The 22,574-nt window shown below is 30.0% G+C and carries 12 protein-coding genes; 11 read left to right on the top strand and 1 reads right to left on the bottom strand.

Translation table 11 applies throughout. The features are described from left to right. Positions 1-108: 108 nt before the first annotated feature. The 5 genes from SFBMNL_RS05410 to SFBMNL_RS05390 all read left to right on the top strand — a co-directional run bounded on the left by SFBMNL_RS05410 (position 109) and on the right by SFBMNL_RS05390 (position 9,145). Positions 109-3,684 carry a S8 family peptidase gene (locus tag SFBMNL_RS05410; protein ID WP_042294761.1) on the top strand — a complete coding sequence of 1,192 codons (3,576 nt, stop codon included), beginning with the start codon at positions 109-111 and terminating at the stop codon, positions 3,682-3,684. Between the two features lie 104 nt (positions 3,685-3,788). Continuing rightward, a complete protein-coding gene (locus tag SFBMNL_RS05405; RefSeq protein WP_005805771.1) occupies positions 3,789-4,277 on the top strand; it encodes a hypothetical protein in 489 nt (162 codons plus the stop codon). Positions 4,278-4,323: 46 nt separating this feature from the next. Beyond that, positions 4,324-5,709, top strand: a complete 1,386-nt coding sequence (gene radA, locus SFBMNL_RS05400; RefSeq protein ID WP_042294760.1) for a DNA repair protein RadA — start codon at positions 4,324-4,326, stop codon at positions 5,707-5,709. A 144-nt stretch (positions 5,710-5,853) separates the two neighbouring features. Then, positions 5,854-7,980 carry a methyl-accepting chemotaxis protein gene (locus tag SFBMNL_RS05395; RefSeq protein ID WP_042294759.1) on the top strand — a complete coding sequence of 709 codons (2,127 nt, stop codon included), beginning with the start codon at positions 5,854-5,856 and terminating at the stop codon, positions 7,978-7,980. A gap of 25 nt (positions 7,981-8,005) precedes the next feature. Further along, positions 8,006-9,145 (top strand): aminotransferase class I/II-fold pyridoxal phosphate-dependent enzyme, encoded by a 1,140-nt coding sequence (locus SFBMNL_RS05390; RefSeq protein ID WP_042294758.1) that lies wholly within the window; start codon positions 8,006-8,008, stop codon positions 9,143-9,145. 98 nt (positions 9,146-9,243) lie between these two features. Here the strand turns inward: SFBMNL_RS05390 and SFBMNL_RS05385 are convergent, their stop codons facing one another. After that, positions 9,244-9,990: a hypothetical protein gene (locus SFBMNL_RS05385; protein ID WP_005805779.1), complete on the bottom strand. Its 747-nt coding sequence runs from the start codon at positions 9,988-9,990 to the stop codon at positions 9,244-9,246. Positions 9,991-10,163: 173 nt separating this feature from the next. On the opposite strand from SFBMNL_RS05385, the gene SFBMNL_RS05380 reads away from it, so the two are divergent. From SFBMNL_RS05380 to SFBMNL_RS05355, 6 genes are all read left to right on the top strand, one after another. Further along, positions 10,164-11,132 carry a sodium:calcium antiporter gene (locus SFBMNL_RS05380; protein WP_042294757.1) on the top strand — a complete coding sequence of 323 codons (969 nt, stop codon included), beginning with the start codon at positions 10,164-10,166 and terminating at the stop codon, positions 11,130-11,132. Positions 11,133-11,144: 12 nt separating this feature from the next. Then, entirely contained in the window at positions 11,145-11,978 is an 834-nt protein-coding gene (locus tag SFBMNL_RS05375; protein WP_042294756.1) for a polysaccharide deacetylase family protein, read from the top strand. 192 nt (positions 11,979-12,170) lie between these two features. Further along, a complete protein-coding gene (locus tag SFBMNL_RS05370; RefSeq protein ID WP_042294755.1) occupies positions 12,171-15,425 on the top strand; it encodes a DUF4214 domain-containing protein in 3,255 nt (1,084 codons plus the stop codon). A 53-nt stretch (positions 15,426-15,478) separates the two neighbouring features. Next, the gene (locus tag SFBMNL_RS05365; RefSeq protein WP_042294754.1) at positions 15,479-18,766 is read left to right on the top strand and encodes a DUF4214 domain-containing protein; all 3,288 of its coding nucleotides are present in this window, start codon (positions 15,479-15,481) and stop codon (positions 18,764-18,766) included. Positions 18,767-18,831: 65 nt separating this feature from the next. Beyond that, on the top strand, positions 18,832-22,173 hold the full coding sequence (locus tag SFBMNL_RS05360; protein ID WP_042294753.1) for a DUF4214 domain-containing protein: 3,342 nt from the start codon (positions 18,832-18,834) through the stop codon (positions 22,171-22,173). A gap of 140 nt (positions 22,174-22,313) precedes the next feature. Beyond that, a complete protein-coding gene (locus SFBMNL_RS05355) occupies positions 22,314-22,571 on the top strand; it encodes a hypothetical protein (RefSeq protein WP_042294752.1) in 258 nt (85 codons plus the stop codon). The last annotated feature ends 3 nt before the right edge of the window (positions 22,572-22,574 follow it).

The following is a 22,574-nucleotide window of genomic DNA, read 5'->3' as shown; positions in this document are numbered from 1 at the left end:
TAAAATTATTATTAATTCAATTTTAACAAAAAATATTTTTAATAACAATCAACTATTAGTATTTGAAAATATAGTTTATTATAGAATAATTTTTAAAATAGGTGGTAAATGAGTGAAATTTTAAAATTGATTTTGGAAGAGAGATCTATTTATAGGAGGTCTAAGCTTTATAAGGCATTTGTGCATGATAAGTTTACGCTAAATGACAAAGTACCTATAATTTACCGCTCTAGAAATGTAGAAGGCGTTAAAAGTTTTTTGGGAGATCTAAATGTTGAACATCGTCCATTAAGAGGTGATTTTGGGATTATTCATTTAGATATTGGAAATTTGGACACGATAAATGATATTTCAAATGCTTTAGATAAGGAAATTTATTTTGATTTTTCATATCCGATTATACTAGATGATTCGAGTTCTAATTTTAATTCTTGTGTTTTTGATCTTAATAATTCTCAAAAGTTATATGGCTCGGGTGTTGTTATTGCATTTATAGATTCGGGAATTGATTATACGATCAATGCATTTAGAAATAGTGATGGAACAACAAGAATTAAATATATGTACAATCCTTCTACTGGAACTCTTTATAATTCTGAGCAAATAAATGAGGCATTAAGAAATGAGAATCCTTTTAGTGTTATTAATGAAGGTGACTATAAGGGTCATGGGACAGAGGTCGCTTCAATTGCTTGTGCAGGTGGGAATATAAATAGTAATTTGTATGGAGTAGCACCTCGTGCATCTATAATTAGTGTAAATAGTACAACAAATATTGATTCAACTATTGTACTTTTTCACACTATTATGATGGGACTTGATTTTTTAGCAGAAAAACAAGATGAGGAAGGATTTCCACTAGTAGTAAATTTGAGTTTTAGTACTAATTATGGAGCTCACACAGGCACAACTTTGCTTGCAGAATATGTAAGTAATTTTGCCGCTAGAGAAAATACTACTGTGGTGGTTTCGGCTGGAAATGAAGGAGGTGCAGCACATCACAAAAGTGGGAATATAGTTTCAGAAGGTGAGAATGTAGAAATTGAAATTTCAGGTAATCATGAAGTCATTATAGTCTCGCTTTATAAAGGAATATTGTCTGATGTAGTGATTACAATAAGTTCTCCATCTACGGGAGTAAGTCAACTTATAAGATTAACTGAAGGTAATCAACGTGTGAGAGTTGGAGGAGATCTCGTTAATGTTTTATATACTGGTCCTACAAGGTATAATGTTTTTGGTGAATGTTTAATTACCATTGAATCATATAGAAATTCAACTATTGAGGAGGGGGTCTGGAGTATAAACATTAAGTTATGTAATGAGTTTGAGAGTACTTATAATATGTGGCTACCAACAAATGAGTCTGTAGGTAAGGGTACGAGATTTTTAAAACCTGATAATAATGATACTTTAGGTTCGCCTGCAACTGTATATAATGTAATTTCTGTTGGAAGTTATAATTATAGACGTGAAAGTGTTTCTATTTTTTCCGGTAGAGGTTCAATTAATAATAAGGATAATTTAAAGCCTGATATATTAGCTCCAGGAGAGGATGTTAGAGTAATAGGAATTGGAGGGAAGGAATATGTGGTTTCGGGTACAAGTTTTTCTGCTCCAATAGTTTCTGGGATATGTGCACTTTTGATGGAGTGGGGAATTATTAATAAAAATAAACCTAATTTATATGGAGAGGTTATAAAATATTTTTTAATTAGAGGAGCAAATAGAGTTAAAAATATATCTTATCCTAATAATTCTTATGGATATGGATTTGTATGTGGGTCTAAAGCTTTTATAGATGTTGAAGAAAGTATTAATAATATTTTGTATGATATAAGGATGACTCAAATTCAAGCGAATAGGGAAGAAGATAAAGAAATTATAAATCCTATACAGACTTATGACCCGTTAGATAATATAAATGTTTTAAAATATGACGATATGAATATTAATTTGTGCCCACTTAATAGTCTTAGTGATGATAGCAGGGTTGAATTTTTGATGACTGTTCAAAATAATATGAAGTTTATTGATGGAGATTATTGTATTTATCCTTTAAAAGAAGAGAGTGAAGAAGTCTATTTATCAATATTATCAGTTCCTATAGATAAATTAGATGTGTTATATGAAAGATATTTTCCGGATGGGTCAGTAGATATTCAAACTTCGTATTATTACACACTATGTAGTGAGAGTATATCTCCATTGTCAGATTCAGGTATTTATCAAACGCAAAGTAATGAATATTTAGATTTGACAGGAAGAAATGTTATAGTTGCTATAGTAGACACAGGAATTGATTATTTAAATGAGAATTTTATGGACGAGTTTAATCAAACTAGGATTTTAGAAATTTGGGATCAAACAATTGATGAAGATACACATCAACCTAATGTTCTTTTTGGTAAAATATATACAAAGGAAGATATAGATTCTGCAATTAGACTCAAAAGGAATGGAGGAGATCCGTATACAATTGTTCCATCTAGGGATACAAATGGACATGGAACATCAATGGCAGGCATTACGAGTTCTTCTGGAGTTGGTTTAGTTAGGGGGGCAGCACCTGAGAGCAATATAGTGGTTGTGAAATTGAGAGAGTTGTCTAATAATTTGAGAGAGGTATTAGATTTTCCAAAAGATATACCAATATATAATGAGGTTGTGTTGTACTTAGCACTTAGATATTTAAGATCGATTAGATTTAAATATAATAAGCCAGTTTCTATTGTGTTGCCACTCCAGACTAATGCTGGATATCATTCTGGAGAGTCTTTTGTATCAAAACAAATTACAGAATATTCCCAAAATTCAGGATTTGTTATTTCGGTTCCTTGTGGAGATCAGGCAAATAAACAAATTCATGTTGAAGGTCAAATTTATAAGGAAAATCAGGAGGGAGTTATAGAATTTTTTGCAGACAAGGGTCAAACACGTTTAACAATTGATATATTTATAGAAAATTATTCAAAAGTATCGTTTTATGTAATTTCTCCTTCAGGTGAAAGAACGAGAGAGTTTGATGTTAAAGGGGTTATTTATAACAATTATAGTTTTAAATTTTTATTAGAGCAGACAGAGATGAAAATATTTTGTGAAATTAGGCAAACATCTGTTTCAATTATACAAGATATTGAGATTTTGTTTAATAATTTGAAATCTGGAATTTGGCAAATAATTATTATGTCTAAAGATAATTTTCCAGTAAAGTATGATGCTTATTTGCCTATTAAGGAACTTTTGAAGCCAGATACTAGATTTTTGAATTCAACCTCAATCAGTACAATTACTCAACCAAGTTCAGCACATCTTGCTATTGCCATGGCCTATTACAATCAAAATTTAACTTCGATTGTTACAAAGTCAGGACAAGGATTTACTTTGGATAATAGAGTTGTACCATTACTTGCAGCAGGTGGCATAGATATTTTGACTATAGGAAAAGGTGGAAGAGAAATTTTAATGAGTGGTAGTTCTGTCGCTGCGGCTGTTTCTGCTGGAGGAATTGCACTAATTTTGGAATGGGGAATTGTAAAAAAGAATAAGCCAAATTTGAATTCTACTATTATAATGTGGCTATTTGTGAGCTCAGCTATTACTCCAAAAGGGTATGAATATCCTAATAGATATTGGGGATATGGAATTTTAAATATAAGAAATGTGTTTGATATTTTAAGATAATATTTTAAGGCTTACTAAAAAATTTTTTTGGTAAGTCTTTTTTTGTATAAAAATTTTTCAGCTTGAAATAATGACAATAAATATGACTTCGGGGGTTATTTAATATGGATAATATTAAAGTTACAGATATAAATATAAAAATTAAAAGTAAGGAAGATATAATTAATTATCTGAAAAGTACAGATAGGATTGATTACAATGCACTCATAAATATTTTTAAGGCAAATGATAAAATTATTTTAAGCAGAAAAGAAATTATATATTTGTTAAAAATTATAAATGATAAAAGCAATAGAAGATGTCCTTATTGTAATAGTATTTCTATATCAAGGCATCAGAAATATACAAAATATAAAGATGGAGTTACGAAAGAAAGATTTAGATGTAAGGAGTGTAGAAAAACATTTTCTGATACGACTAATACAATATTTCATAATGCGAAGTTACCATTTGAAAAAATTCAGATGTGTGTAAAAGAGGTAACGAATGAGAATACTATAAGAACAGCAGCAAAGAATTTGGATATTTCAGTTCCTACTGCTTTTTATATGAAACATAAAATATTAAACAATAAGATAGCTGCTGATATTTGATATGATATAATTGATTTACCTTTATTTAAATTTGTTGGAGGTAAATTTGAAAAGTAAAATAGTCTATATATGTTCAAACTGTAAGTTTGAACAAGTCAAATGGTCTGGTAGATGTCCAAATTGTAATACTTGGAATTCCTTTGAAGAATCTGAGATATTAAAGAAGGGAAATGTTAAGGTTAATACATACATAAAGAGTGGAACTGTAACAAAAAAGGCTCAAAGACTTTCAGAAGTAAAAGTGTTTAATAGCGATAGGATAGTAACTGATATTAATGAGTTTAATAGGGTTGTTGGTGGTGGGATTGTACGAGATTCTATAAATATACTTGCTGCAAAGCCAGGAGCTGGAAAATCAACATTATTACTTCAGGTTGCTTATGATATTTCAAAAAAAGGATTTAGGGTTTTATACGCATCTGGTGAAGAGAGTGAGAGTCAAATTAGAAAGAGAACAGATAGAATAATTTCTGAATTATCAGATGAAAGTATATGGATATATTCTGATATCTCGTTAAACAATGTAGTTAGCGTAATAAATGAGATTGATCCAGATTTTATAATAATTGATAGTATACAGACATTTATATTGGAAGAATATTTATCAAGACCAGGGTCGCCTACTCAAACTATGGAATGTGCAAATGAACTTTTGAGAATTGCAAAAAATGCAAATAGACCTAGAGCTGTTATGATAGTTGGACAAATGACAAAAGAGGATGAGCTAGCTGGTGTCAGAGCATTAGAGCATTTAGTTGATTGTGTGCTTATGATTGAAGGAGATAATCTTGAAGAATTAAGATCTCTTATTTGTACGAAAAATAGATTTGGCAGTACTGGAGAAGTTGGTTTTTTTTCCATGACAGAGCAAGGAATGGTTTCTATTGATAATCCATCACAGTTTTTTATGACACAGAGAGATGATAGTAATGAGGTTTTTGGAAGTTGTCTAAGTGTCGTGAAAGAAGGTAATAGATGTATTGTTGTTGAAATTGAAAGTCTTGTTTCAAATTCGATAACTCCATATCCTTCAAGAATTTCTGATTGTTTAAAAAGGGATCAATTAAATACTCTTATTTCAATTTTGGAAGAACGAGGTCGAATTAAATTATTTGATAAAAATATCGTAATTAAATCTACTGGCGGAATTAGACTTAGGGAGCAGTGTGTTAACTTGTCGGTTATTATTAGTATAGTTTCTTCTTTAAAAAATAAGGCAGTAAATAATGGATATGTATTTATTGGTGATGTTGGACTTACAGGAGAAATAAAGAGAGTGCCATCTATGGAACTTAGGCTTAAGGAAGTTGATAGATTAGGATTTAAAAGGGTTTATGTTCCTTATGGTGAAAATTATAAGGTAGGTAGTTTTAAAAATATAGAGATAAGAGCCTTTAAATATATACATGAGGTTATTTATGATTTATTTTAAAGCAAGGGATTTCATTTATATGTAATCCCTTGTTTTTTTTACCTCTAAAAATCTTAATAAATTATGTTTTAAATACAGAAAAATAACAAATAATACTTTATATATTATTGCTTATTGTGTTTTTAGGAAAGAGGGAATTTTTATATGTCTCTTAAATTTAAGATAATGATATTCTGTTTGATTATATCTATTTTTAGTATTTTAGTTTCTGTATTTGGACTTTCTATAATTAGGAATGATTTTTTAGAGCAAAAGATTGATGTTATAAGAGGAAAGTCGCAAATCACATCATTAGAAATTGAACATCGATTAAAGAATTATATTTTAGATTTTAAATTCCTTGGCTTATTGTTGAAAAGTGATGATTCTGAGTACATATTTGGGGATAATCAAGTAAATAAAGATAGAGTTTATTCTATTATTAAAGAGTATGAAAATCTAAATAGTGATTTTGTGAAAGATATTACATTTATCAGTCATGATGGTACGGTTGAATTATCTACAAGTAAAAGTATAGAAGGGGATATAGTAAGTGAGTTAGCTAATAATGCAAAATATGATAAATTTAACGATGATTATATGATTTATTTGGACTTTGATTCTGATGGAGGAGAAGCCAATATTGTTTTAGTGTTGAGAATTTTAAATTCTAGAGGATCTGTATTTAGCTATTTATGTGCTACTTTATCATCAAATTTAATTAAAGATATTGTTTCTGATATGAAATTAGATATAATGTACAATAATAATGTTGAAATTTATGCTCATGATAAGCGTGTAATTTATTCTGATTTTAAAAATATTGTTGGGCAATATCTTACTGATGAAAATATGCTCACAAATATATCAAAAGCTGATTCTGGAAATGTTTTGTATTCAGGGGATATAACAATTGCTAAAAAGAATTATAAGATGTTGACTTATTATATTTCAGATCTTAGATGGAAAATTTCTTATTTTCTACCGGTGTCATCTATGTTGGAATCATATACAAAGAGTCAAATTATGTCATTTATATTATTAGCAGGATTTGCAATTCTACTTTTTGGTATATCATTGATTACACTTAAGATTCTTATTTTATCAAAATTAGAGGATAATGATAAGATAATTGACAAGACAGCTAATTTTGAACTCATAGATAATTATAAGATTCAAAATAATTCTAAAGATGAGCTTACTAATACTTATAATGGCTTAATTAGGATGAGATTGAATATTGGTAAAGTGATAAAAATTATTAAGATTAAGATAGTTGATTTAAATTCTAAGTATAGTGAGATTGAATTATTGACAAAAGAGTTAAAAGATTCTACTACGATTACATCTTCTGAAACTGATAATTTGTATGCTGGTATGGAACAAACAAATGCGACTCTTCAAGAAATAACAGCATCATCAAAACTTATAAGTGATGAGATGTTTAATATAAAAATGAATGCTGAAAAAGGTTATGATAGCACCCAAGATATTTCTAAGCGAACTAACTTGATAAAGAGTAATATTACAGAGTCTAAAGATAAGGCTATACAGATTTACGAGAATGTTAAGAGTGATTTAGAGACAGCAATTTCTAAATCAAAGGAAGTTGATGAAATTAATACTCTTACAGAATCTATTTTGAGTATTGCAAGTCAAACAAATTTGCTTGCATTGAATGCAGCAATTGAAGCTGCAAGGGCTGGAGAAGCTGGAAAAGGGTTTGCTGTTGTTGCAGAGGAAATTAGAACTCTTGCAGAAGAAAGTTCAGTTACCGCAAATAATATTAAGAGCATAGCTCAAAATGTAAATACGTCTATTGAAAGTTTGATTATAAGTTCAAGACAGATTCTAGATTTTATAGATAATAAAATTATACTCGATTACGATAGTTTTATAGATAGTAGTGAGGAGTATAGGAGTGACACATTTAAAATTAATGATTTTATGAAAAATTTCTTAGATATATCTAAAAAGGTAAGCGATGCGGTTGAAATAATAGTTGGATCAATAACTGAAATTTCAACGACTGTTAATAGTGGAACAATTGGATTATCAAATATTTCTGATAAGAATTTTCAAATTGTTGAGAAGATAAATAGCTTGAAACAATTTATTAAAGATAATAAAATTACAACATCTCAGTTAAACAATATTGTAAATAAATTTAAAATTACGGAAGATATCCACTTACAAATAGTAGATAGGAATCAAGATTATTCTATGAATCAAGATAATTTTGGAGATAATAATGGAAATGATAACAAGAATGAAATTAATGATGTAAAGTAGAAGTTTTAGATTGAGGGGGAGAAGTATGGAAGCAACTAAGAGTAAAAATAATTATCAATATTCAAATTTGGATACGAATGATTTTGATTTAATAATGCATGAAACTGAGAAAATGTATTTTTTAAGTCCTAAGCCTGTAATGTTTGTAATACAAAATTATAATCTTTTTGAGAAACAAGTAAGTCAAGGTTATTATGATAAAGAATCGTATAAGATGCTCATGAGTGCCTATTTTATGAAAGAATATGAGTGGGAGATTGATATACAGAATATACAATATATACCAAGTGATGAAATGGCGTATACTTTGATATTTGAATCTTTAACTCAAGTGAATGATAATGTGGTTGTACTCTCACCCTTAGAAAAAATACTTAGATATAAGATTTTAGCATCAAGTAGGAATCTTATATCAATACCACTTATTTATGAAGGAGAAAAACCCGAGCTTGACTTTGAACTTTTAGAAAAATATTCTAAAGATGCTAAGGTTATGGTTATAAGCAATCCACATTATCCATCTGGAAGGTGTTTTGGTGAAGATGAATTAAAAAAACTTGGAGACATTGCACGAAAAAATAATTTATGGATTTTAAGTATTGAAGAGGGATATGAGTTAACAAGAGATGGAATTAAATATATTCCATTGTCAAAGGCACTTAATAATAGTAGTAACGTTATAACATATCTAAGTCCATGTAAGACATTAAATCTTATGGATAGTACCATGGGGAATTTAGTTATAAATAACAAAAAGTTTAGGGATTTTATGAAAATGCAATTGAGTGATAATAGTAGGTTTGCAATTAACGCAATAGATGTTGAAATATTTAATATTTTTTATAGTAGAATAGATATTTGGTTAAGAAAACTTAGAGAATATGTTAATAAAAATTTTGATTTATTTGATGCTTATCTTAAAGATATATTTGGAACAATGAAATTTGAGAGACCTGAGAGCGGAACATTGGCATTTATCGACTTATCAAAATATGGATATATGCCCGAAGAACTTGAGTATAGAATTTTACGAAATGGAAAACTTACACTTAAGTTTGGAGAAGAAATTGAAGGAAATCTTCAAGGTAAGATTGCAATTAATATGGCTTATCCAAGAGAGATGCTTAAGGAATGTTTCACTAGAATAAGGAAATCACTGAAATAAGATATCGCTCGTTATAAACAAACTAATTTCATTTAGTTTGTTTTTTGTATATAATACAAAAAGTATCTTAGACTCTAAGATACTTTCTATTTTTTAGATTATTTATCTTTGTTTATTTCTTTCAAATAGGTGTTGCCTTCTTTGAGCAAGCCTCTTCTTGTTAGCTCTAATAATTTTTCAATAGATTCTTTGTTTTCATTGCTACTTAACGCCATGAGATTTGCAGACATAATATCTGTTAGATTAACTCGCAGAAGTTTTTCTTCAGAATCTTTTATTGCTTTCTCTGACAAAAGGATATAGTCAAGAGCTTGATTCATTTTATTATATGCCTCATTAGCGTTGATTTCGTTTTTTATATTTATATTTCTAAGATTTAATTTGTTTGCGTCGAGTTTAGGAATAAGAATACAATTTTCTAGAGACTTTGAATCGAATACTTTAAATACAAGTTCGTTATTGCTATTATAAAATAAATTTTCTCTTATATCTATAGTTAATTTGTTCGATTCTTTATTGAATTTTTGGCACAATTCTTCGAATTTAAAATTTAGTGATTCACGACCAAAAGAAGTATTATCTTCATTTTTACATTTATCAAAAATTTCTTTCATATCTAAAATAGTTTTCTTTACTTCACTCAAAGTGGATTTGGCTATTTGTACATAAGTTATACCTATTTGGTAATTGCGTGTTATATATTGGGATTCTGTAAGCTCATCCATAAGATAATTAATTTGAATATTGTCTGAATTTGAATTATTTTTTGATAAATTATTATTTACTTTTCCAATTTTAAAAACACTTAAGGCTTTTGTGATATTAGAATTTTTATTTATTCTCATAGTTAGATCCTCCTTGATCGAAAATATACGTCCTTGTAAACAAGCCTCAATATAATTAATCGTAGTGACGACTAGATATTTAATACATATTGTATAAAAAGAGATTAACTATTATAATAAAACATAGTTTTTACATATAATTTTCAAAAAAATTTTTAAAGGAGGAAATGTTGTTGATATATTTGCTTTATGTCATATTGGCAATAACTGTAATATTATTTTCGATAAAAGCTGCTGATTATGTTGATTTAATCGATAAAAAGACAAATGTATCTGGAGCTTTTATAGGAGGAGTTATGCTTGCGGCAGTAACATCTCTTCCAGAATTATTTACGAGTATTTCTGGGGCACTTATTTTAAATAATCCTGAGCTTGTTTTAGGAAATATTTTAGGAAGTAATATTTTTAATTTAGCTACATTGTCTGCTATTGTTATTTTATTTATTAAAGGGTTTGTACAAAGTCAAATAAGCAAGAGTCATACTAAAACGATTTTATTTGTTATAATAATAAACATAATTTTATTCATACCAGTTTATTTTTCAAAGGATTTTAACATTTTTAATGTGAGTATTGTTTCAATTTTGATTTTGGTATTATATTTTACTTCTCTTAAATTTATGGCGACAAATGACATAGATGCAGATGAGGAAGACAAAGGGGAATGTAAACTTACCCTTAAACAAATTTTTACGAGATTTATATTAGTTAGTATAGGATTAGTTATTGCGAGTGTTTTTATAACGTATGTAACTGATATAATTTCTGTAAAATTGAATCTAGCTGCAAGTTTAAGTGGAGCGTTATTTTTAGGAATAGCAACATCACTTCCAGAAGTTACGTCATGTGTTGCACTTGCGAAAAAAGCAAAATTTAATTTAGTAGTGGGAAATATTATTGGGAGTAATATTTTTAACTTATTTATAATTTCGATAATAGATCTTTTATATGTCAGTGCATCACTTTATCTTACAAATCATTCTCAAACAAAAATATTATTATTATTTGGATTTATAGCAACAGTATTAATTGCAATCTTACTTATCATTAAAAATAGCAATAAAAAATTGAAGATTGTTTATTTAGTCTTAAGTTTGGCAATTATATTAATATATATTGCGTATTTAATATTATCTTTATAAGGATGTGTTAACTTGAGAGGAAAAAAAGTTTATAAAGTTTTGTTTCCGTTATTAATTTTAGTTAGTTTTTTATCCATAGGAAGTCAGGTTGCAAAATCTTATTATGATGCTAAAAAAATATATGATGAAGTAAAGCCATCACTTACAAATGAAGAAATGTTAAGTAGGAAAGAAAAGAATGAAGCGTTAATTTTGCTTTATCATAATGTAACAAATAGTAAGAAAGCTAGTCAGGAAGATGATTTATACGTACATATTGATGATTTTAGAAAACAATTAGATTATATAGTTGGAAATGGATACAATGTTATAACATTAGAAGAACTTTATAGATTACGTAAATCTTGTGAGGAGATTCCAGAGAAAACATTAGTTTTAACTTTTGATGATGGAGATAAAAGCTCATATGATACGGTGTTCCCTGAACTTCAAAAAAGGAATTTAAAGGCGAGCTTTTTTGTTACAACAAGGCAACTTGGAGAGAGAGGATATGTTACGAAGGATAATCTTGTAGAGATGCACGAAGCTGGTCAAGACATAGAAAGTCAAGGACATAACAACGAAGACTTTATTAATACATCGCTTGCTCAAGTACATAAGTCAATGTATATAAGTAAGAAGATATTGGAGGAAACATTAAATAAACCTGTTTTATTTTTAGTTTATCCAAATTCTTCATTTAACTCTGAGGTTATAAGAGTTGCTCAAGATGTAGGATATGAATGGGCTTTGTCGACTGAGCCAGGGGAATTTTTTGATCATTATATGACTATGGAGAGAGTTAGTATACCAGGTGGAAGTGATATTGACATTTTTAAACAAAAATTGGCTGAATATGGTTATTAATTAAAATGGCTATTCTTAGAGTAGTCATTTTTTTTATTTTAAAATATGAATATAAAAAAATAAATTGTTCATAATAGTTTTATCAGTAGTTAAGAAATTGCTGATTTATTAAATATTTTTATTTTTTAAAAGGTTCGAGTTATTTATTTTTATTAAGTGCTATTTTAAAAATTTAGGAGGTTTAAGAAGGTTATGAATAGAAAAAAAATTACACTTCTATTAACTGGATTAGCGATCGCCTCAAGTATATTTACAGGATGTGCATCATCAGGTAACAAAACTCAAGATAACAATAAAGTTTCTCAATATGATGAGAATGGATTGCAGAGAGCAACAGAGAGAATTGTAACAGAGTTTAAAGAAGAAGCGCAATATCCATACAATTCTAATAATCAATATCAATCTGGAGGATATCCAGATGTTGCTTATGCTGATGATATAACGGGAATGGATACAGTTAATGAGTTTGATAATGGAACTGATAATGGATTTAATAACTCAGTAGATGAGAATTTAAATAGATATTCTAGAGATATAACATCTGATGAGTCAATAAATGAAAATGGAACGGGAAATAATTTGATTTCATCAGAGGATGTGTCAGGAAAAGATAATATAAATGAATTCCAAAACAATGCGTCTATCATGGAGCCATTGAATGGTTTTGGAAGATTACCAGATAGAACAAATGGAAGTGATTTATCAGATGGGTCAACAAATTCAAGTAGACAAGATGTGTCTGGGATAAATGGAGTTGATAGCAATCTAAATACAACTGAAAATCCAAATATATCTAATAATTCTGACACAACTAAAAATGATATGGATGTAAATAATAATACTCAGAATGGAATGACTCCAAATACAAATATGAGTTCAGATATTAATGGACAAGTCATGGATACTCCACAAACAATACAAGAGGGTAGAAATACTCAAAGTACTGTAGCTGGTAATATAGTACCTGTAAGAAGTATTGGTGGTGTAGAATTAACCGGTGCTCAAGGAAGTAAAAAACCACAAGGAACTATTAGATTTAGTTTCAAGTTAACAGGAGATGTACTTTCTACACAAGTTACCAATGGCAGTACTCAAAGTACTTTAGCTGATTTAATACAAAAGGCTTATGAAGAAACTTTACAAGATGCGAATACAAACTTTGAAGGAGCTGCACAAAATACTACAGCAAGAGAAGCTTTACAAAAAGGATTAGCTGAGATATTTAATCCAACAGATACTGGTAATAATTTTACATTTCAGGACAGTAAGGGTCAAATAATTAACATACCATATACAGCTGCTAATATTTGTCCTGATAAGAATAAAAATTCACAGTATGTAAGAAGAATAATTGACATTGATGGTATGTACAGAGATGGTGGACAAAGATCAGTAAGAGCTACTTCACAAGATATTCCAATTACACTTATTATGAGATTTCAAAGTGCAGATGGACAAGGTAATGATGAGTTAGCTACAAATACAAGTTATACATTTGTAGGTTTAACTGGTAGCACAGTTAAGAATAATGAGTTACCAATAAAAGATGATAAAGTTCTTACAGGATTAAGAATTCCTCAAGCAACAACAGCTAAAGCTCCTTCTACTATACAAATAATGAAAGACAGTTCAACTAGTGCTATATATGAAAATCTTAGTAATGGTTCAGCAGGAACTGTAACTACTGGAACGGTATATGTAACAAAACTTAATAAGAAAAATTATCTAAACGTAGAAGATTTCGATTTAAATAGTCCTGATAAAGTAGAGGCTAGGGGTACAACTATAAGATTTAAAGGAATTAAGTTTGTTGATTCTGATGATAGTATAGTTAAGATTGAAATGAAAGATTCAGAGGGCAAAACTTATCCTGGAACATTAATTCAAGTAGATCCTGATAACAAAAAAGCTGGTAAATATTTGCAAATTAGTGGATTAAGAACTGATAGTAGTTACATCTTTACAGAAATTGATATAACTACAAATACTGAAGGTAAGGATCAATTAAACGTACTTCAATTGATGAAAAAAGATACTGCGGGGGCTACAGTTAATACTACAGCAATTAAAACAACTAACTTTAGTGAGCCAAAGTTAGAGTTAGGAGCAGATGGACCAAAACAAACTGTTACACTTCCTGGTGGATTAAAGGTACAAGCTGTTAAGAATGATGCAACTTCTCTTAGATATGTTTTAAAAGTTGATAATTCCGAAGATAATATTGGGGAGTTAAGAGTAACGAGTTTAAGACCTGGAGAAGAGTCTAAGATTCAAAAGATTGTAGATAAGAAAAGTAAAACTAATTATTATGTAGTAACTTTAAGTAGTCTATCTCCAGGAACAGATTATAATTTTGTTAATTTAGAATTAGATTATAAAGATTATGATGGAAAAGATGGGGTTCTTAGAACAACATTAGCTCAAATTAATACTAAGAGAGATGATAAAACAGTTGATAACGTAACAGAGAATACTCCTATTACAGGACAAGGCACTTTTACAGTAGATATTGAAACAAATCATAAAGCTGATTATGCAAGGAGTACGCGAGTTCCATTATTCATTGATGATATGAATGGAAGATTTGTTAGGATGAATTACATTCCATTAGAATCAAATTTAGATGTTAAAGTTGAGTATGATGGTTCTTATGTAAATGTAACAGGTTTAACTCCAAATTCAAGCACTACTATTACTTTAGAATTTGTTTATAAAACTGATGCTGGTATAGAGAAAAGTATGAGAAAGTATGTAACTATAAAGACACCAGTTACAGGAGATTTAGATATTAAATCAGATACAGTGATTATTAAGGAAAATGAGGCTATAGTTAAACTTGAGTATTATTCAACACCAAAATCTCCTATTAAATCTATATCAATTGAGGATTCAACAGGTAAAAAATATACTTCTAATTGGGATTCATCAACAAATTCAATTTTTATACAAGGATTGGATGCAAATACGGAGTTTAAAGGATTGATTGCTAAGTTTACTTTAGAAAATACAGAAGTTATAGAGTATCCATTAACTTCATTTAAAACTGGTACAGTTACTCCAAAACCAACAGGTGATGTTGCGAACTTTGTATCAAGAGTCTATACAATAGCACTTGGACGTCAGCCAGAGGCTGAAGGATGGAATTTCTGGGTTAATAAATTAACGTCTAAAGAGCTTTCAGCTACAGAGTTTATAGCTGAAAATTTAATGACTCAACCAGAGTTTATTGAAAGAGAGTTAAATAAACAACAATTCGTTACAACTATGTACTCATTGATAGTTAATAGAACTCCAGATGAAGATGGACAAAGTTATTGGGAGAAAAAATATAACGAATACAGAGAACAAACAAGTTCAGTTGCAACCTTGAGAATTAAAATAGCAAGAGAAATGATGAATGAGAAGGAGTTCAAGGAGTTAGTAACTTCATTAGGATTAAAATATTAATTTAGATAAAATTACGAAGGTTATTTTATAAATTAGGAGGTTTTAAGAAGGTTATGAATAGAAAAAAAATTACACTTCTATTAACTGGATTAGTTGTTGCCTCAAGTATGTTAACAGGATGCACATCAAATAATAAGAGTGCAGATAATGGTGCGAATGTAGCACAAGGAGAGGATGCATTTAGAAGAGCAACAGATAGAACTGTTACAGAATATACAGGAGATGGATATGGAGTAAATAACCCATATACAGATAATACAGCGCCAGATTATAATCCTGGAAATTATCCAAATGTTGCCTATGGTGATGAAATTACAGATGGAGCATTAATGGATGATCAAAATATTTTTAGTGGTGACACAAATGTATATGACAATGGAATTCAAAATGGTGAAACAACAAATGATATAAAAATGGGTGCAAGGTCAAATGATACAAATTTATTTGATCAAATGGGAACAGATTATGAAATGACACCATATGAAATGTCTCCATCTGATGAAATAATATCAAATGATAATATTAATTCATTTAGTAACGGTAATACTATGACAGGATTTGGGGGAGCTGTTGTAGAAGATGATATTTCTTCATTGACTGATACAAATGATTTAACAGGTTCAAATTCTTCACAAGGTACAGATATAGTAGATAATTCAGGCATTTCACAAGGTACAGGTGTAGTAGATAATTCAGGACAAGGGAATATTATATCTCCAAATAATGGAGTTAGCGAAGGAACAACACCATCAACTAGTGGAGTAACTATTAATAATAATGCTCAAAATGATCCAAATCTTCCACAGTCTAATTCACAATCTGCTATTTCTCCACAAGCTAGCACAGAAAGAACAACGATAGGAGAATTCGTACCATTAAAGAGTGTTGGATCAAGCGAAGTAATAGGTACAGGTGATGATGGTAATATTCAAGGTGTTATTTATTTGAGCTTTAAGTTATCAGGAGAAGTATTAAATAAAGAAAATCTAAGTGGATTAATTTCAGGTGCCTTTGATGAAGCAATTAAAGATTCTAACAGTGGATGGTCAGGAGAAGGTACAACAACAGCTAGAGAAGCTTTGCAAGCTGCTCTTAAAAAAGTGATTTGTGATAATAATACAGGAAAAACGTTAATGTTTAGAGATCCAAAAGGTACCCTTGTAAATGTTCCAATTAGCGATATATTCCCAGATAAAACTAGTAACAAGGATTATGTAAGAGGTATTATAGATTTAAACAGTATGAGGACTACAGGAAGAACTATGAGAACTGCAAGATCTACGGATTCTAAAGATGTTGTATTAAGAATGATGATAAGAAATAGTTCTGCATCAAATAATGATAACTCAATATTAAAAACCAACACTGACTATACATTTGTTGGTATAGGTGGAACTAACAGTGATGGAAATAATATTAAGGTAGATGCAAATGATAATCAATTCATATCAGGCTTTACAGTACCAGAATGTAGAACGGGTAAATCACCTTCAATTTTAACAGCTCAGAAGGAAGATAAAACTACAAGTGTTATATATCAGACTTCATCAGGTACTGATAAGGGTACTTTAAAAGATAAATATATAACAACGATGATTAAACCAGGAATTTATTTAAACATGACAGATTATCACGAAAATGTTAAAGAAGGAATAGTAGCTAGTGGAACATCAATTAAATATAAAAATATAGTTTTAAACGATCCAGATAGTACTATTGTGAAAATTGAAATGCAGGATGCTAGAGGTACAAAATATACGTGTAGTCTAGTTCCAGTTGATCTTTCAAATAAAGATAATGGATATTATGTTCAAGTAAATAACCTTGAGAGGGATATGTCATACACGTTTACAAAATTGCTTGTAACTTCAAACACTGGGGTAAAAGATAAAACGGTTACAATCGATTTAGCTAACGTGGATGCTAGTAATAATGTTACAGCTAACCAATTATCTGTTAGAACAACTCAAGTTTCTGAGCCAAAAATAGAATTAGGTTCTGCAAAGGTAACTGAAGATGTTACTTTACCTAATGGATTAAAAGTAAAACCAGTTAAGAATGATTCTACAGCACTTAGATATATAGTTAAAGTTGATAATAATGAAGGAAATATTGGAGATTTACAAGTACTTTCTTTAACTTCAAATGAGAAAGCAGATGTTAAAAAGATTGAAGATAGTAAGACAAAAACTAACTATTATATAGTAACTTTAACAGGTCTTACACCTAATACTGATTATAGTCATGTGATTTTTGAGCTTGGTTATAAGGATGCAAGTGGTAATGATAAAACTACAAGACAATCTATAGGAAATATTTATAAGACTGATGATAAAAATCCAACAATGGATAATAGAACAGAGAAGGAAGCTTTAACAGGATTAAATGATGTTAACGTAATAATGAATGATGAGTTTAAGAGTGAATATGCAAGAAAAGCAAGAGTTCCAGTTTTTGTTGATGATATTTATGGAAGAGTATCTGGTATGACTTTTAAACCTGTAACAAATAATTCAGATGTTAAAGTTGAGTATAAGGATTCTTATTTAGATGTTACAGGATTAAAACCTAATGCAACTACAACAATAACTTTAGAATTTAATTACAAAGATGCAAGTGGTAATGATAAAGTATTAACAAAATATTTAAAAGTTATGACTCCAGCTGTGCCAGAAGTAGATATTAAGAGCGATACAGCAACTGTTAAAGGAAATGAAGTGACTATAAAACTTGAGTATTATGAAAATCCAAAATCACCTATTAAGGCAATAGAAATTAAAGATAAAAACTCTAAGGTAATAAGAAGTTCTTGGGATAAAACAACTAATACTATAACATTGTATAATCTTGAATCAAACAAAGAGTATAGTGAGCTTGTAGTAACATTTACTCTCGAAAATAAATTGACAAGTAAATATGAGTTGACTCCATTTACAACTAGCGAAGAAATTATTAAACCAACTGGAGCAGTTGCAGATTTTGTTGCAAGAGTTTATACAATAGCTCTTGGACGTGAGCCAGAAGTTGAAGGATGGAATTTTTGGATTGGAAAATTAACATCAAAAGAGATTTCAGCTACAGAATTTATTGCAGAAAACTTAATGACTCAACCAGAATTTGTGGATAGGGAGTTAAGTAAATCGAGGTTTGTTACGACAATGTATTCATTAATAGTTAATAGGGAGCCAGATAGTGATGGCCAAAACTATTGGGAAAGAAAATATGATGAATACAAGGATCAAGTTAAGTCTATAGCTGAGTTAAGAATTAAAATTGCAAAAGAAATGATGGATCAACCAGAGTTTAAAGAGTTAGTGACTAAACTTCAATTGATATATTAATCATTTCAAAAAAGAAAGATGGCTTATCTAGCCATCTTTTTTTTTAAAAACAGGGAGGGTTTGAAATGAATAAGAGAAAAGTTAGTTTTATGTTAATTACGATGTTTGTTACATCAAGTATTTTTTCAGGATGCTTTGTGCCTTATAGTACACAATATAATAGGGAAGTTGCAACAGCTTTGAATTACGCAAGAGCTGAGGTAAGTCAAGATAGTGATTCATTGTACGCATATTTAAATACTACGATTACTCGAGAATCTAGTGAAGAAAGTGAGAATCCTGACGATACAGAACAAGTAGAGGGAACTATACCACCAAGTGATGATAGTTCAGGAGATGGTTCTGAAGGTGGTGAAGGTGAAGATTCAGAGGGACCATCAGTGGATGAAGGGGGTTCAAGTAAACCTCCATCAAACGATGAAGTTGCAATACCGCCAACAATTGAAGGAGATACAACACCACCAACTGGTAGTGATGGAGATACTTCTCAAACACCACCAGAAAGTGGAGGAGATCAACAACCTTCAGAGCCAACAGTAACAAATCAAAGTCAAGTTCAGATTGTAAAAAGTACAGGAAGTTCTGAGCTAGTTGGAGCGGGAGAATCATATACACCTTATGGAACAATAGAGTTGAGTTTGAAATTATCAGGAAAAATATTAGAGTCAAAGATTGATATACCAGTAACTCCAGAACAACCAGATGATGGAACTGGTGGAGGTGATATAGATAATGGAGAAGATGAGAACAAGCCTTCAGAGGGAGGTACTGATGATGGTTCAGGAGATTCATCAGGAGAAGATAGTGATAAACCGAGTAATGGAGATGGAGAACAAAAACCACCAACAGAAGATGGTGGTAATAAACCAGATGAGGGAGAAGGAATTCCAGATAATGGTGTAAATGGGACTCCAGATGTTGGTGAAGAAGAAAAACCAGAAGTTGATGGAGGAAGTACAGATCAACCCAGTGATGATGAAGGTAATATGGAAGGATCATCAAGCTTACCACCATCACAAGAATCACCGAGTGAACCAACAAAACCTCCAACAGACTCTGAGGATAGTGACATTACAGATGATGTAGAAGATACTGAAGAAGAGCCTTCAACTTATGGAGTTAAAAATTTTGAAACTGGAACTCTTGGAGATTTAATTAAGAGAGCATATCAAGAGGCAAAAGGTGACCGTAGTTCTGAAACTGTAACAGAGAGAAAGAAACTTCGTGATGCCCTTTCTAAGATATTAGATGATATGAATGCACAATTATCATTTGAAAGTACACATGGTGTGAAGAAGATTAAAATGAGTTCAGATTTTGTACCTAATACTGATGATTATATAAAAAGCATCATTGATCTAGGTAATACGAAATTAGATAATGGAATTGATCCAAGTAATATTGCTTTGAGAATTGTAGTTAGAAATGAAAATGTTGGTGATAAACTTCTAACTAATACAGTTTATAGTCTTGGTGCTCTAGAGGAGTCACAAACAAATCGAGATATAACTGTCGGCGATGATGTTAAGTTGACTTTAACTGGATTAAGTAATTGTAAAACAGGTAAAGCACCAGCATTGTTTATATCTAAAAATGCAGCGAAACCTAATTTATATGAAACAAATTCTCAAAACTTACAAGGTACATCAAAAAATGATATGTATGTTACACAATTTAAAAATGGTGTTTATTTGGATATGGGATCATATGGGACAAGTGAATCAGATATTTCTATCGCAGAAAATTCTATTAAATTTAAAAATATAACTTTCCGTGATCCTGATAGGAGTATATCAAGGGTTGAAATTCAGGATGATCGAGGTTATAGATATAGTTGTAGTTTAATTTCAGAATATACAGATACTTTTTCGATTGAAGTTAATGGTCTTGAAAGCGATACGTCTTATATTTTTACAAAATTATTTATTACATCAAATACGGATGGAAGAATGACAAGCCAAGAATTGGATTTGGGTTGTTATGATAATGGAAGTGTGAAACAGAATTATATACCTATAAGGACTATTAAGCAACCTGAACCAAAAATTCAATTGGCAGCTACAAATTCTTCGACAGTTAAACTTCCAAATGGTATTGAAATGAATACCGTTAAAAATTCTGATACAGCTCTAAGATATGTTTTTAAAGTTGATAATAAGCAAGGAAATATTTTAGATCTTAAAGTTATAAGTCTTACGGGTTCGGAATCATATCAAGTTGAGAAGATAGTAGATAGGGTTCAGAAACAAAACTACTATATAGTAACTTTAAACAATTTAGAGAAGAATAAAGATTATGGATTTGTAATTTTGGAATTAAATTATTTAGATGATAGTGGTAATGTTCAAACTTCTAGGAAGAGTTTATCTACATTAAATTCGACAAAAGGTGAAAATACAAAATATGACAACATGACTGAGGCCGAGTCTTTACCGATTGAAGAGGCCGTGCAGATTTCATTGAGTGATAGTTTTACATCATCATATGCAAGAGTGGCAAGAGTTCCGATTTTAATTGATGACCTAGAAAATAGAGTAACTTCAATTGATGTTAAAAATCCTGTAGATAATCCAAATGCTAGAGTAAGTTATGATAACTTTATATTGGAATTTAGCGATTTGAAACCAGAAACGAGTGGGATGTTTACTATAATATTTAATTGCGAAGATAATGGTGTTTCTAGAGAAACAAAACAGATAAAAAAATATGTTCAGTTGAGTACTACAGAAACACCAGATTATGATATTAAGTCCACGGATATTGAGGTTGTAGACCTAACTAAAGTAAATATTAAATTAAACATTTATAACAATCCAAAATCGGAGGTGAAGTCAGTTACAGTTCTTGATGATTTAAACAATGCTCTTAAGGCAACATGGGATAAAGATATAAGCACTATAAAATTAGAAGGACTTAAACCAGACTACACCTACACAAATGTTATTATAAGATTAATTTTAGAAAATGGCAAGAGTGTTGAATATCCACTTGGAACTTTTAAGACAGTTATTGATGAGAATAGACCAAAAGGTGATGTGGCTGAATTTGTGAGGAGAGTTTATAAGATTGCACTTGGACGTGAACCAGAAAATGAAGGATGGAATTTTTGGATAGAGAAATTACAAAGTAAAGAACTTAGTGCTACAGAATTTATAGCTGAGAATCTAATGACTCAACCAGAATTTGTTGATAGAGAGCTAACTAAATCTAAGTTTGTTTCAACGATGTATACTTTAATAGTAGATAGGGAGTCAGAAGAGGAAGGTCAAAAATACTGGGAAAGTAAATATGTCGAATACAGGGACCAGGTTTCAACTATTGAGCAACTTAGAATTAAGATTGCAAGAGAAATGATGGATCAACCAGAATTTAAAGAGTTAGTAACTAGAATAGGACTTAGGTATTAAAATTTTTGGAATAAATTGTTATAACAGATAATATTATATTAAAGTAGATGAACTTGAATTCACCAATTATCCAGAAAAGCCCCTTATACCGAGTTCATCTACTATTTTGAAATAATAATAGCTGTGGAGAATGTGTAGACATGGGAGTAAGCAATCTATTTAACACTCAAGTAATAACATCTACAACGCTAGCTACTAGCCTTGTAATAACTTTTTATGCTGATAATTTTGATGGAACTGTGAGAAAATTTACAAGAACAATTGCAGACATAAAGTCAGGATTGACAAATGATATTTTGAGTGCAGCAGCGAGAGCTGTAGCAGAACTAGTTGATCACACAAGATATGATGTTAAGCTTGTTACTACTAACTTAATAGAAGATGGTGTAACAGATTAATAT

The sequence above is a fragment of the Candidatus Arthromitus sp. SFB-mouse-NL genome, from assembly GCF_000709435.1.
Taxonomy (GTDB): Bacteria; Bacillota; Clostridia; order Clostridiales; family Clostridiaceae; genus Dwaynesavagella.
The sequence above is the reverse complement of the archived record's forward strand: the minus strand, read 5'-3'. Positions and strand labels throughout refer to the sequence as shown.

Bases quoted from the DNA above. Each gene is read 5' to 3' on its own strand.
- SFBMNL_RS05410 (WP_042294761.1), top strand. From the start codon at position 109: ATGAGTGAAATTTTAAAATTGATTTTGGAAGAGAGATCTATTTATAGG.
- SFBMNL_RS05405 (WP_005805771.1), top strand. From the start codon at position 3,789: ATGGATAATATTAAAGTTACAGATATAAATATAAAAATTAAAAGTAAG.
- SFBMNL_RS05395 (WP_042294759.1), top strand. From the start codon at position 5,854: ATGTCTCTTAAATTTAAGATAATGATATTCTGTTTGATTATATCTATT.
- SFBMNL_RS05390 (WP_042294758.1), top strand. From the start codon at position 8,006: ATGGAAGCAACTAAGAGTAAAAATAATTATCAATATTCAAATTTGGAT.
- SFBMNL_RS05385 (WP_005805779.1), bottom strand. From the start codon at position 9,990: ATGAGAATAAATAAAAATTCTAATATCACAAAAGCCTTAAGTGTTTTT.
- SFBMNL_RS05370 (WP_042294755.1), top strand. From the start codon at position 12,171: ATGAATAGAAAAAAAATTACACTTCTATTAACTGGATTAGCGATCGCC.
- SFBMNL_RS05365 (WP_042294754.1), top strand. From the start codon at position 15,479: ATGAATAGAAAAAAAATTACACTTCTATTAACTGGATTAGTTGTTGCC.
- SFBMNL_RS05360 (WP_042294753.1), top strand. From the start codon at position 18,832: ATGAATAAGAGAAAAGTTAGTTTTATGTTAATTACGATGTTTGTTACA.
- SFBMNL_RS05355 (WP_042294752.1), top strand. From the start codon at position 22,314: ATGGGAGTAAGCAATCTATTTAACACTCAAGTAATAACATCTACAACG.